Annotated in this window: 12 protein-coding genes; 5 read left to right on the forward strand and 7 right to left on the reverse strand. The window is 58.6% G+C overall.

Annotated features, from left to right (window positions below; all coding sequences use genetic code 11):
- The first annotated feature begins 58 nt into the window (after window positions 1–58).
- Complete coding sequence (gene ndk / locus ACR1XY_RS03210) at window positions 59–481, forward strand: nucleoside-diphosphate kinase (protein WP_068334875.1); 423 nt, start codon at window positions 59–61, stop codon at window positions 479–481.
- Between the two features lie 53 nt (window positions 482–534).
- On the opposite strand, the gene ACR1XY_RS03215 is transcribed toward ndk, so the two are convergent.
- The gene (locus ACR1XY_RS03215) at window positions 535–882 is read right to left on the reverse strand and encodes a TfoX/Sxy family protein (RefSeq protein WP_480589784.1); all 348 of its coding nucleotides are present in this window, start codon (window positions 880–882) and stop codon (window positions 535–537) included.
- A 119-nt stretch (window positions 883–1001) separates the two neighbouring features.
- On the opposite strand from ACR1XY_RS03215, the gene ACR1XY_RS03220 reads away from it, so the two are divergent.
- From ACR1XY_RS03220 to ACR1XY_RS03235, 4 genes are read left to right on the forward strand one after another with little or no spacing between them, the layout of a single operon-like run.
- Window positions 1002–1187, forward strand: a complete 186-nt coding sequence (locus tag ACR1XY_RS03220) for a hypothetical protein (protein WP_480589787.1) — start codon at window positions 1002–1004, stop codon at window positions 1185–1187.
- The gene (locus ACR1XY_RS03225; RefSeq protein WP_480589789.1) at window positions 1187–2698 is read left to right on the forward strand and encodes a CHAD domain-containing protein; all 1512 of its coding nucleotides are present in this window, start codon (window positions 1187–1189) and stop codon (window positions 2696–2698) included. Before ACR1XY_RS03220 ends, ACR1XY_RS03225 begins: the two co-directional genes overlap by 1 nt.
- Window positions 2699–2701: 3 nt before the next feature.
- Window positions 2702–3457 carry a ParA family protein gene (locus ACR1XY_RS03230; RefSeq protein WP_480589791.1) on the forward strand — a complete coding sequence of 252 codons (756 nt, stop codon included), beginning with the start codon at window positions 2702–2704 and terminating at the stop codon, window positions 3455–3457.
- The gene (locus ACR1XY_RS03235; protein ID WP_480589793.1) at window positions 3454–3921 is read left to right on the forward strand and encodes a CYTH domain-containing protein; all 468 of its coding nucleotides are present in this window, start codon (window positions 3454–3456) and stop codon (window positions 3919–3921) included. Before ACR1XY_RS03230 ends, ACR1XY_RS03235 begins: the two co-directional genes overlap by 4 nt.
- On the opposite strand, the gene ACR1XY_RS03240 is transcribed toward ACR1XY_RS03235, so the two are convergent.
- From ACR1XY_RS03240 to ACR1XY_RS03265, 6 genes are all read right to left on the reverse strand, one after another.
- Window positions 3918–5288 (reverse strand): sensor histidine kinase, encoded by a 1371-nt coding sequence (locus ACR1XY_RS03240; protein ID WP_480589796.1) that lies wholly within the window; start codon window positions 5286–5288, stop codon window positions 3918–3920. The two genes, ACR1XY_RS03235 and ACR1XY_RS03240, sit on opposite strands and share 4 nt — an antisense overlap.
- Window positions 5281–5961, reverse strand: a complete 681-nt coding sequence (locus ACR1XY_RS03245; protein ID WP_480589799.1) for a response regulator transcription factor — start codon at window positions 5959–5961, stop codon at window positions 5281–5283. The genes ACR1XY_RS03240 and ACR1XY_RS03245 overlap by 8 nt, the downstream gene beginning before the upstream one ends.
- A gap of 182 nt (window positions 5962–6143) precedes the next feature.
- Window positions 6144–7580: a Do family serine endopeptidase gene (locus tag ACR1XY_RS03250; RefSeq protein WP_480589801.1), complete on the reverse strand. Its 1437-nt coding sequence runs from the start codon at window positions 7578–7580 to the stop codon at window positions 6144–6146.
- A gap of 753 nt (window positions 7581–8333) precedes the next feature.
- Entirely contained in the window at window positions 8334–8933 is a 600-nt protein-coding gene (locus ACR1XY_RS03255) for a nucleotidyltransferase family protein (RefSeq protein WP_480589803.1), read from the reverse strand.
- A 31-nt stretch (window positions 8934–8964) separates the two neighbouring features.
- The gene (locus ACR1XY_RS03260) at window positions 8965–11382 is read right to left on the reverse strand and encodes a GcvT family protein (RefSeq protein WP_480589804.1); all 2418 of its coding nucleotides are present in this window, start codon (window positions 11380–11382) and stop codon (window positions 8965–8967) included.
- A 92-nt stretch (window positions 11383–11474) separates the two neighbouring features.
- A complete protein-coding gene (locus ACR1XY_RS03265) occupies window positions 11475–12782 on the reverse strand; it encodes an HlyC/CorC family transporter (protein ID WP_480589807.1) in 1308 nt (435 codons plus the stop codon).
- Between the last annotated feature and the right edge of the window lie 35 nt (window positions 12783–12817).

Raw genomic sequence — 12817 nt, forward strand, 5'->3', positions numbered from 1 at the left:
AGGCGGCGCGCGATGGATTTCGGCGCGACCCCGCGCCTTATGTTAAGGAGAGGCCGACATGGCACTGGAACGCACATTCTCGATCATCAAACCCGATGCAACCCGCCGCAACCTGACTGGCAAAATCAACGCCAAGTTCGAAGAAGCGGGCCTGCGCATCGTTGCGCAAAAGCGCATCCACATGACCAAAGAACAAGCCGGCAAATTCTACGAAGTACACGCCGAGCGTCCGTTCTATGACGAACTGTGCGAATTCATGTCGTCGGCTCCGGTTGTTGTTCAGGTTCTGGAAGGCGAAGGCGCCATTGCAAAGAACCGCGAAGTCATGGGCGCAACCAACCCCGCAGACGCAGCCCCCGGCACCATCCGCGCCGAGTTCGCTGAATCGGTTGGCGAAAACTCGGTCCACGGCTCGGATGCTCCGGAAACCGCAGCTGTTGAGATCGCCTACTTCTTCTCGGGCATCGAACTGGTCGGCTAATCTGCTGTAAGATCTGAATTTCAGGCCGCTCCCGGCAACGGGTGCGGCCTTTTTCATACCGGCTTGAGGTCGTCCACTGACACCCGCACGCCGACCGCATCCAGATCCGAAATCATCTTGGTTTCGGGTGTGGCGCTGACACTGGTCTTGATCGTATCAAACCTCTGACGCAGGGCCTTTTTCTCCTCACCCTTGCAATCGTTCCATGGGCGTCCTTGCAACCCCATCACCAGAACATAATAGCCGATGAAATGCGGCCGGGTTCCGGCGCGCACCAAGCGGGCATATGCCTCATCGGGGCCCAACTCACGCAGTTGCTGCGCCGAGTGGATTCCGGCACGGGCACACGCCTGTTCGAAAGCGGGGCCAAGGTTGCGGATCGAAGAGACGGGATCGGACATGCCCAACTTCTAGCCCTGTGGTGCAGTGATGTCGACCTGACGCCGGGTTAGAGCAACATCGGACTTGCCAGATGGGATGGCGTGCGATTTCATGACGTCATGCTGTCATAAGGTTGCCCATGTCGAAGAACAAGGAACCCGGGGGAAAATCCGACAAAAGCAAAAAGAACACCTCGCAGAGGTTGGATGGCAAGACTTTGAAAGCCCTCAAGATCCGGGCAATCGAAGAGGGGACCAGCGTTCAGAAGATCATCGAGACACTGGTGAATGACTATCTTGATACGTCGAAAAAGGGTCGTTCGTGATGGGGCAGAAAAGCGGGTTTTTCATCGTTCCGGGCAAATTCGATCTGGCGGGGTTTTCCGACGCGCTCAAAGGTCTGTCGCCCGAATTCGAGACAACTGCAGCCGCACGCCCGTTCGACCTTTTGGACTGTCATGATCAATCGCTGCGGGCAGAAGGGCGGCTGCTGATCGAGGTCGACGGCGCATTACAATTGCTTCAAGCCGACGGCGATGTTCTGGCTCAGGCCTGCAGCGGTAAGGAGAAGTTCGTTCAGGACCTGCCGGACGGCCCTGTAAAAGCGGCGGTGAAGGGGTTCCCCAAACTGCGCGCGTTAATGAGCATAGGCTCGGGCCTGATCGAATTCGGCAGTTTTGCGGTGCTGGATGACCTGCAAAAGACGCAGGTCCGGGGCAGCGTCGTGACGTTGTCCACGGATAAGGGGTGGGCGACCATTCTGAACGTACAGCCGATGCGCGGCTATGACCGCGCCTTTCACGCTGTGTGCGCGGCGTTGAAGACTATGGCGGTATCTGGATTTGACACGGTGTTCTCAAACTTGTTTCCCGACTCCACCCCCTATGACGCCAAGCCCGATGTCCCATTAGGCACGCAGGAGCCTTCCATCGAAGTGGCAGCGGATATCATTCGGACCTATCTGGCCGTCGCGCGCCAGAACGAGGCGGGTGTGATCGCCGATATCGACACCGAGTTCCTGCACGACTACCGCGTCTCGCTGCGCAGGGTCCGGTCAGTGTTGAGCCTGTTCAAAGGCGTGTTCTCACCGGAACAGGCCGACGCGCTGAAACGCGAATTCTCGGATCTGATGGCCCCGACCGGGCGAGTGCGGGATCTGGATGTCTATCTTCTGGAAAAAGAAATTTACTTCAATCTGATACCGCCCAACCTTCATCAAGGCGCCGAGGCCATGTTCGCGCAGTTCGCGAAGGAGCGGACCCGCGCTCTGACCGCGCTGTCGCAGCGCTTTCGCAGCGCGGCATACAGCAAAAAGATGGATGAATTGGCGGCGTTGCTTGCTGATGTGAAAGGGTTGGAACCCGGTCCAAATGCAGATCGTGGGGCTTATGGCTATGCCTGTGCGCTGATCTGGAAACGGTATCGCAAGGTGTGCAAGCTGGCCCGCGGCATCACCCCGGAAACGCCGGATAAGGTCGTGCATGACCTGCGGATCGACTGTAAGAAACTGCGCTACCTGATGGAGTTCTTTGGTCCTCTGTTCGACAAAAGTGATTTTAAAACACTTATCAAGCCATTGAAAAAGCTGCAGGATAACCTTGGCCTGTTCAACGACTACTCGGTCCAGCAAGAGGCGCTGCTGGAATTCGTGACGACCCAAAGCAACGCGCAAGGTCGGGTAAACGCCCAGCTCGCCATGTCCGTCGGTGGGTTGATCGCCGTTCTCGACCAACGCCAAAAGGCAGAACGCGACCGTGTGATCGCAAATTTCCAGCATTTCGACAGCCCGGACATCCAGAAACTGTTCCGAACTCTGTTTCACCACAAGGAGGATTGAGGAGTGAAGATCATTGCCTGCTACAGCAACAAGGGCGGAGTGGGAAAAACCGCGACCTCAGTGAACCTGGCCTATGCCTATGCGCAAGCGGGGTACACCGTGCTGCTGTGCGATCTCGATCCTCAGGGGGCATCGGGGTTCTATTTCCGGGTGAAGCCATCGAAAAAGCTGACGGACGCGCGGTTCTTCGAAGATGTTGAACGGTTCACCAAGTCGATTAGGGCCAGTGATTTTGATGGGCTGGACGTATTGCCCGCCAACCTGACGTTTCGTGATTTCGATGTGTTCCTCTCGCGCATGCGGAACAAGCGGTCGCGGCTGAAAAAGGCCTTGGCCACCGCAGGCAGTGATTATGACGTGATCATTCTGGATTGCCCGCCGAACTTCTCGACCCTGTCCGAGAACATCTTCAAGGCCGCCGACCAGATTCTTGTGCCCGTCATCCCGACGACACTATCTGAACGAACGCTCGAGCAATTGGTGAGTTTCTTCAACGATCACAAGTTACCCAAGAAAAAGCTCAAGGCGTTTTTCTCAATGGTGCAGCGGCGCAAAACCCTGCATCTGGAAACAATGGAGAAGATGCGCAAGGCGTACAAAAAGCGGTTCCTGCAATCCGAGATTCCCTTTGCCGCGGATATCGAGCGTATGGGTCAGAACCGCGCCCCGGTCAGCATCTATGCCGGGCGCAGCGCCGCAAGTGCTGCTTATCAAGCGCTGTTTGGTGAACTGGAAAACGGAGTGATTTCAACCAAATGAGTACCGAGATTGAACGCAAGTTTCTGGTCGCGGACCTGCCTGACTTGAGTGGCGCGGAAAAGGCCGTTGTGCGTCAGGGCTATCTGACGGCCCCTGACGACTCCACTGAACTCCGTCTGCGTCAGAAAAACGATAGGTACTTTCTGACGCTGAAAGGCGGTGGCGCTTTGGTGCGGGTCGAGCGTGAGGCTGAAATCTCGGCCGAGCAATTCGATACCTTTTGGCCCGAGACAGACGGGCGCCGGGTGGAAAAGGAGCGCCACACAGGGCAATTGCCAGATGGTCGGGTGTTTGAACTGGACGTGTTTCTGGGTGATCTGGCGCCGTTGCGTTTGGTCGAAGTTGAGTTTCAGACCCAAGCCGAGGCCGAAGCCTATACTCCACCCGAATGGTTCGGCGCCGACGTGACGGCGGATAAACGATATAAAAACAAGACGATGGCTACTAAAGGGGTTCCTGCCTAACGATTGCGAGCCAGCTTGATCACCACCTCAAGTCCCGGATCGCAATTATGCGCCTCGAATGCGCCTCCATGCATTCGGGATATTGCGGCAACCAGGGCCAGCCCCAACCCGGCATTACGCTCGGTCCGGGCCGGGTCGAGCGTGACAAACGGCATTTGCAGACGTGGCAGGTCTTCTTGGGGTACGCCGGGCCCCCGGTCGCGGACGCTGAGGCTGGTATAGGGGCCGTCTTCGGACAGGTTGATCGTGACCGTCGTGTTTTGCGGGGCATAACGCAGCGCGTTTTCCAGCAGGTTCGACAGGGCCTGGGACAAAAGGGGGCGGTGCCCGGGAATGGAACCCGCGCTGCCCGTGACCTCTAGCCGGATACTCTGATCGTCGGCGACAGGGTCGTATAACTCGGCCACATCCGCCACCAATTGCTGCAGGTCCACCGGTTCGAACTGTTCCCGACCAACACCGGCCTCGGCGCGTGAGATTTCGGTCAATTGCCCTAGCACGTGTAACACATGGTCGATTTCGGTGCTGGCACGCGCAACATCTATCTCACGCTCCTGATCCGTTTTGCCCGGGTCTGACAGCGCCTCAACCCGTTGTTTCAGCCGTGACAGGGGCGAGCGCAGATCATGTGCGATGGAATTCGACGTGGTGCGCAGGTTGCTGACCAGTTCCTCGATCCGGTCCAGCATGGTGTTGAGCGTACCGGCCACCTGATCGAACTCATCACCGGTCCCACGTAGTGGCATTCGGCGGGACAGATCACCCGAGACGATGTTCTCGGCGGTGCTGGCGATATCGGACAAGCGGGAAAAGACCAGGCGGGTGAACAGCCAGCCGGTCAGCACGCTCAGCGCCAGCGCAATCGCCAGTGCAATGCCAACCGACCGCAGCAGTACCCGATCAAATTGCTGCCGGGCCAAAGCGTCGCGCCCGACCAGCAGGCGTTCGCCGCCGGGCAGGCGGATCGAGGCGGCCGAGATGGGCACCAGTTGGTCATTGTCAGCGCGGCGGAGTTCAAGATCGACCCAGCCGCTGCCCGCAGTGATTCCTTCGGGCCATTGTTTGAGGTTGCCCGCCAGTTTGGAACCGAACCGATCAGTCAGCAGATACAAAGCATCCCGTTCCGAGGCGGTAGGAATGCGCCGCTCGATCGCGGTCAGCAGCCCGATCAGACCGCGGCGTTCATATTCGTCCGCCAAACCGGTCAGTTCTGCCGACACGACCGAGCGGGTCTCGACCTCGATACTGCGGTTGGCGGTGACATAGACCAATGCCAGTACAGTGGCCGTCAGCAAGGTACTGAGAACCATGCTGGCGAGGACGAGTCGTGTGCGTGAATTGTTGAAGGAAAGCCTAAGGTTATCCATCAGACATCATGTAACCCGCGCCCCGGACCGTTTCGATCATCGGCGCCTCACCGCCTTCGTCCAGCTGTCGGCGTAGCTTAGAGATATGGACGTCGACCACGTTGGTATTCGGGTCGAAATGGTAATCCCAAACACCTTCCAGCAGCATGGTGCGTGACACAACGCGGTTCTTTCTGCGCAGGAAGAATTCGAGGATCTGAAACTCGCGCGGTGTCAGCGTGATCTCGCGCCCGTTGCGGGTGACCTTGCGGGTTAACAAATCCATCTCGAGGTCGCGGCAGGTTAGGGTGGGGCTTTCCTCAGCTTCTTGCGGGCGGCGCAACAGGGCCTCGATCCGGGCGTGCAGCTCTTGAAACGAAAACGGTTTGACCAGATAGTCATCGGCCCCGGCACGCAACCCTTTGACGCGTTCGTCCACCGCGCTCATCGCGGTCAGCATCAGAACTGGTGTATTCACACCCGCCGCGCGCATCGATTTGATCAGGGACAGCCCGTCCAGCCCCGGCAGCATTCGGTCCAGAACCACAGCGTCAAATCCGCCGTCGGTGGCATGGTACAGACCCTCGCGGCCGTCTTCGGCTGCCTCGACAACATAACCTTCCTCGCCAAATCCCTTGGCGATGAACTCCCGGGTGTCTTCGTCATCCTCGACGATCAGCAGGCGGCGGCTCATGATGCGAGTTCCTTTCTTTCGGGAGTTAAGCACAAATCTCGGGCAAAGCACATGGTTTTGCTAAGTAATCTGCCGGGTGCGGAGATGCGCACCCGGCAGTCCCGGCGGTTTGCGGACAATTCAAACCCGCCAGGGAGGCGCCCGCCAGATTTCCCCATCACGTGGCGCGCGCTGGTGTCAGATCAGGCGATTTCCACCGCCACGAAGATCTGGTTTCCGCCGCGATTGATCAGCACAAGCGCGGGATCGGTCTTTTCGCTGTCCAGCGCGGCTTTCAGCGCGTCCGGAGTTGCAGTTTCCTGACCTCCCAGCTTCACGATCACATCGCCGCGCTGCAGACCAGCCTTGGCCGCGGGGCTGTCGGGCTTGAGGTCGGTGACGATCACGCCGTCGACATTTTCGCTCACACCCATCTCGGCACGGTTCGTGTCGGTCAGCGGAGCCACGGTGACGCCCAATGCGGTGCCCGAGACAGCTTCGTCCACCGACTTGTCGAACTCGGCCGAGGCGCTTTGATGCTGACCGATGGTCAGCTCGATCTGCTGTTCAGTGCCATCGCGCAGAACGGTCAGAACGCTGTCAGTGCCCACCTTGGTGGTGCCGACAAGGATCGGCAGATCGCTACTGGAACCGACGGCCTCGTCATTGAAGGTCAGGATGACATCCCCCTGTTCCAGCACGCCATCCGCCGGGCTGCCATCAACAACGTCTGCGACAAGTGCGCCGTGCGAGGCATCGATGCCCATGGCTGCGGCGATCTCGGGGCTGACATTCTGGATCGATACACCCAGCCAACCGCGGCTGACCTGACCGTCATCGCGCAGGTCGGCGGCGATGTGTTCCACGATGTTCGAAGTCACTGCAAAGCCCAGGCCCACGGACCCACCGGTGGGGGAGTAGATGGCCGAGTTCACGCCAACCACTTCGCCTTCCATATTGAACAGTGGACCGCCCGAGTTGCCCTTGTTGATGGCCGCGTCGGTCTGAATGAATTCCGCGTAAGGCCCAGCCGAGATATTGCGACCTTTGGCCGACACGATCCCGGTCGTGACCGTCGAATGCAACCCGAACGGGTTGCCGATGGCCACAACGTCCTCTCCCACACGGATGACGTCGCTATCGCCCAGTTGCACGGCTTGCAGCGCCCCGTCCGCGTCGATCTTCAGAACGGCGATATCGGTCAGCGGGTCAGTGCCGATGACTTCGGCTTCATAGGAACGGTCATCGGACATGCGTACCGTTACGGATTCGGCATTGTCGACGACATGGTGATTGGTGACGATGTACCCAGCCTCATCCAGGACAAATCCAGACCCTAGCCCCTGCGCCGGCCCGCGCTGCGGGGCGTTGAAGCCGTCGGGTGCGCCAAAGCGTTTGAAGAATTCCCCAAATGGGTGCTGGTCAAAGTCAAACTCTTGTCCCTGCGCCGGAACGGGCGTTGCGCCTTGTTCCGCGATGATAGTGACAACCGAAGGCGAAACGTTTTCGACCAGATCGGCAAGCGCTTCATCGGCCATCGAGGGCAGGGCGGTGGTTGTCAGCAATGCGGCGCTCAGCGCGCTGGCGCCAATCCAACTGGCTGTCCCGGGCAAAAGAAGAGAGGATTTGCGGATGCTCATTTTTTTCTCCTGTTTACATCACGCGGTTGCGACCGCGCGTTGGAACAGGAGATGCGCGCTCAGTCTGTGTGTTTCCTGAGCGAAATGTTAAGAAATCTTAATTTTGCCACAAACGGACGGTTCTATGCCGCCAGATCAAAGGCAGAAATCGGAGGATTTGTGCGAATCAACGAGCACGAATCGGTGGATTGTTGCCGGTTTGGGCGCTTGGGTGCGAAAAGAGTTGAATTGAATCATTTTTGTTAACAAAGCAGCGGCAGATTTTTTTCGATATTTGACCCTCCCCTCTGGGTTGTGGCAAAGTTCAAACTTGAACCGGATTTTCGAAAACAATTTATAGCAAATGCGTATTATTTCCCAATAGGTTTGCGCTTAATCAGATATGATGTGACGTCAATCAAATCATATGATCATCTTTAAGTTGATTTTTGTCTGGGAAATGTTGCGCAAAAACCATCCTGAAGGGTGCAAAATTAACTGTTCTCTCCAATTTTACGTTGTTTGATCGCATCGGATCGGTGACGATGAAAGAGCCCAAGCGAGGGGGAGCCAGTGGCACTAGGGGGTGCCTCAGGCTTGTCACAGTCACTGGAAACGCTGAGCGGCATGTTAACGAGGGGGTCTTGTTTAGGTTCGGCGGCGGAATAGCCAGGATGTCATTAGGCATTGTTGGCCGCGTTTCCGGGATTGATGAAAAGTGGTAGTCCTGTTTTGGGTACCGGCCCGGTCGATATCGACCGGGCCGTGTTACTTTCAGGTGCTGCGTTTTGCGCTCCACTCTTCCCAATCTTCTGGAGTGTCCAGATCCAGCAGGGCGTTTTGACCGGGTAGGGTGTGCAGATGCACTTTGTCGGCATTGGCGCGGATGACGGACTGCGCGCCTTCGTCGCCCGTCAGACGGTTGAGATGATCAAACAGGCTGCAATCGAACACGACCGGGTGTCCCGGTTTGCCGCCAGTTGTCGCGCCACGCCAGATCAGTTTATTCGGGTGGGATTGAACCGAACCGAGAACGGCCGCCAGATCCTCGGTTGTGATGTCGGGCAAGTCCGCCAGCAAAACCATCGCAGCGCGCGCATTGGCTGATACATGCGCGAGGGCTCCGCGCAGACTGGCATTCATGCCTTCGCGGGCATCCGCGATACCGATCCTGTGCAGGTCCAGCCCGTCCAGCACGTCATGCCGTGGATGCGGGGCCTGGGGCAGTGCAACGATCACCGGGGCCGCGCGTCGAGCGATCTGTGCCGAGCGACGCAGCAAAGGCTGGCCATCCACGATTTGCAACAACTTGTCCTTGCCGCCCATGCGGCTGGATTGCCCGGCGGCCAGCAAGAGGATGGGTATATCCGTCATGCCGCCACCATGCCGCCGTATCCGTGCGGTGTCATCCCCGCATACGCGCCCCGTCCGCATCGAACAGAGGTTCAGAGATCACCTTGGCTTTACGCAATTGGCCAAGGATTTCGATTTCAACCTCCAAACCGTCCGTCGCCCGATCTGCAGGCAGGAACCCGAGCGCAATCGACTTATCGGCATAGTGCGAATACCCGCCCGATGTGCAGAATCCCACGACTTTGCCGTCCAGCCAGATCGGCTCATACGCGTTTACATCGGCGTCGTCCGCTTCGACCACGAAAGCCACCAGTTTGCGTGCTATTGGTTGGGTCCGTTCCTGTTCGGCAGCGACCCGACCGATGAAATCGGCGGTTTTAGAAAACGCAATAAACCGATCCAGCCCCGTTTCGGAGGCGGAGTAATCGGGCGAGAATTCCCGCATCCACGAGCCAAAGAATTTGTCCAGACGCAGGCTCATCATCGCGCGCATGCCAAAGGGCACCATGCCGTGCGGCTGTCCGGCTTGCCACAGCGTCCACCAGAGCTGCCTTTGCGCCATAGGATCGCAGTAAATCTCATATCCCAGATCGCCGGTATAGCTGACGCGTTGCACGATGCAGTCGGTCATGCCAACCGTCATACGCCGCACGTCAAGGAACCGCAGGTCCGAAGTATCGTTGCGGGTAGATGCGGCCAGCACGTCAGAAGCCTTTGGTCCGGCGATCTGAAATCCGTTCAGGCGGTCACTGACGTTCTCGATGGTCACACCATCTTGCTGATGTTGCAGGAACCAGCGCATGTGAAAGGCTTGTGCACCGTATGAAGCGGTCAGTCGGAACTCGGTCTCACTCAGGCAGGAGACGGTGAAATCTCCGATCAGCCTCCCCTTGGGGGATAGCATAGGTGTCAGAGACACTCGCCCGGGCTGCGGGATGCGCCCGGCCATGAGCCGATCCAGCCAGGCGCGGGCTGCGGGGCCGGTGATACGGTACTTGCCGAAATTGTGGACCTCGTTGATACCAACGCCGTTGCGGACGCCGCGCACCTCTCGACCCGTTGCGTCAAAAGCGTCCGAACGGCGGAATGAGGGTGTCTCGTATCCGGGTTCGCCGTCCTGTGCAAAGTAGTTGGGCACTTCCAGCCCGTACTGTTGACCCCAAACCGCGCCCAGATCGCTGAAAATGTCGTACATCGGGGTTGTGCGGTTGGGTCGCGCGGCAGGTAGCTCCTCGTTGGGGTAGGCGACGCTGAATCGTTTCTGATAGTTCTCGATCACCTTCGGTCGGGTGTAGCCCGGGCTTATCCAGTTGCCGAACCGGGACACATCCATGGCAAAGACGTCGCGTTCGGGTTCACCCTCGATCATCCATTGCGCCAGTGTCAGGCCAACACCGCCACCCTGACTGAACCCGGCCATCACACCGCAGGCCGACCAATAGTTGCGCATCCCCGGCACCGGCCCGACCAGAGGGTTTCCGTCGGGAGCAAAGGTGAACGGCCCGTGGATCACCGATTTCACGCCAGCCTCGGCCAGAACGGGAAAGCGTTTGTATGCGAATTCGATACTGTCGGTGATCTTGTCGTAGTCGTCGGGCAGCAGTTCATGCCCGAACTCCCACGGGGTTCCATCCACGGCCCAGGGTTTGCAGGGCTGTTCGTAAAACCCGATGCACAGGCCGCGCCCCTCCTGCCGCAGATAGCTTTCCCCGGCAGGGTCCATCACATGCGGGTGCTCGCCACCGGCGTGGATGATCGCCTCGATCTGAGGGATCGAGTCCGTGACCAGATACTGATGCTCCATCGGGTGCAGCGGGAAATAGACGCCCGCCATGGCACCCACCTCTCGCGCCCAGAGGCCGCCTGCGTTGACCACGTGTTCGGCGTGAACGGTGCCCTTGTCGGTGACCACGTTCCAGGTGCCATCGGGGCGCTGGGTTGTTTCGCGCACCATGCAATGGGTTTCGATGGTCGCGCCGCCCATCCGGGCCGCCTTGGCATAAGCATGGGTGGTGCCCGAGGGATCAAGGTGACCGTCCAACGGATCGTAGAGCGCGCCGATGATGCCGTCGGTGTTGGTGATCGGGGCGATGTTCTTGATCTCCTCCGGGCCGACGATCTCGGTCTCCAACCCCATGAACCGGTGCTTGGCGCGTTCCGCCAGCAGCATGTCAAACCGGTCCTGATTGTCGGCCAGCGTCACGCCACCGACATGATGCAACCCGCAGGACATGCCAGTGATCTCTTCCAGTTCTTTATACAGGCGGATCGTATAACCCTGCAGTGCGGCCATGTTGGTGTCGCCGTTCAGGGTATGGAACCCACCGGCCGCATGCCACGTTGAACCGCTGGTCAGTTCCGACCGCTCCAGCAGCATGACATCCGACCAGCCCAGCTTGGTTAGGTGATAGAGCACCGAACACCCGACAACGCCGCCCCCGATGACTGCTACCTGAGTTGTGGTCTTCATGTGTCGGCCTCCCGTTCATTTTGGTCAAAGACTGCAAGCGCAAGGCAAGGCTGACTGCTTCGTTCGCGACACTGCTTGTCGCAGACCGAAGGTTACAGGGGGCGAATTTTCAGTTCGGTGATCCGATTGCCCTCTCGCGCGGTGACCTCGAAACGGAATCCGTGGAACGAGAACACCTGTCCGGTCACCGGGATCATCTGCGCCTCGTGGATGACCAACCCGGCAATCGTGTTGGCCTCTTCGTCGGGTAACGACCAGTCCATCGCCCGGTTGGCATCGCGGATGGTCATCGCGCCTTCGACCAGATACTGTCCGTCCTCGGTGCGGGTGACGGGGACGTCTTCTTCGATATCGAACTCGTCGGCGATTTCACCAACGATTTCTTCGAGGATGTCCTCCAGTGTGATCAGGCCGCGCAATGAGCCGTATTCGTCCACCACCAGCGCAAAGTGGCTGTGCATGCGAAGAAACTCGCGCATCTGGTCGTCCAGCGTGGTGGTTTCGGGCACAAAGTAAGGGGCATTCGCTACCTTCGAGATGTCGAATGATTTCAGCCGGTCGCTTTCTTCTTCGCTGGCATCCGCATGTGCATACATGGCGCGGAACAGGTCCTTTGCGTGCACCACGCCCACGATGTTTTCCGGCTCATCCCGGAACACGGGCAGGCGAGTGTGTGGGCTTTTCAGACATTGCTGCAGAATGGCCTCGGGCGCGTCGTCGGCATCGATCATCTCGATATTCGAGCGGTGCAGCATGATTTCTTCGACCGTGCGGTCGCCCAGATCAAGCGCGCCCAGAATACGGTCGCGGTCTTCCTTTTCGACCACGCCTTCCGAGTGGCCAAGATGTAGCGCGCCGGCGATTTCCTCGCGCACGGCAAGGATGTTGCTGTCGGGATCGATCTGCACGCCGAACAGGCGCAGAACGCCGCGCACCAACAGACGCACCGCAGCGACCACAGGTGAGAAAACCGTCACCACAACACTGATGATCGGCGCGACAGCGGCGGCTGCTTTTTCTGCGTTGGTGATGGCGTAGGTCTTGGGCAGAACCTCGGCAAAGATCAGAACCAGAAGGGTCATTACCAGTGTCGCCAACGCCACGCCGCTTTCGCCGAACAAGCGCGTGAATAGCGCAGTCGCCAGCGAAGCCGCGAGGATGTTTACGAGGTTGTTGCCCAGCAAGACCGAGCCGATCAACCGTTCGTTGTCATCGGTGATATCCAGCGCCTTTTGCGCCCCGTGCGAGCCCTTGTCGGCCTGCGCCCGCAACTTGCCGCGCGACGAGGCGGTCAATGCCGTTTCGGAACCCGAGAAAAAGCCTGACAAGACAAGCAAAAGCAGAATGGCGCCAGTGGTAAACCAGAATGCGCCGTCGATCAGAGAAGAAGAGGGTTCCATCGGTCCTTGGTTATTGGTGTTGCTGCATCCGTTAT

Source organism: Ruegeria sp. AD11(2025) (assembly GCF_056542405.1).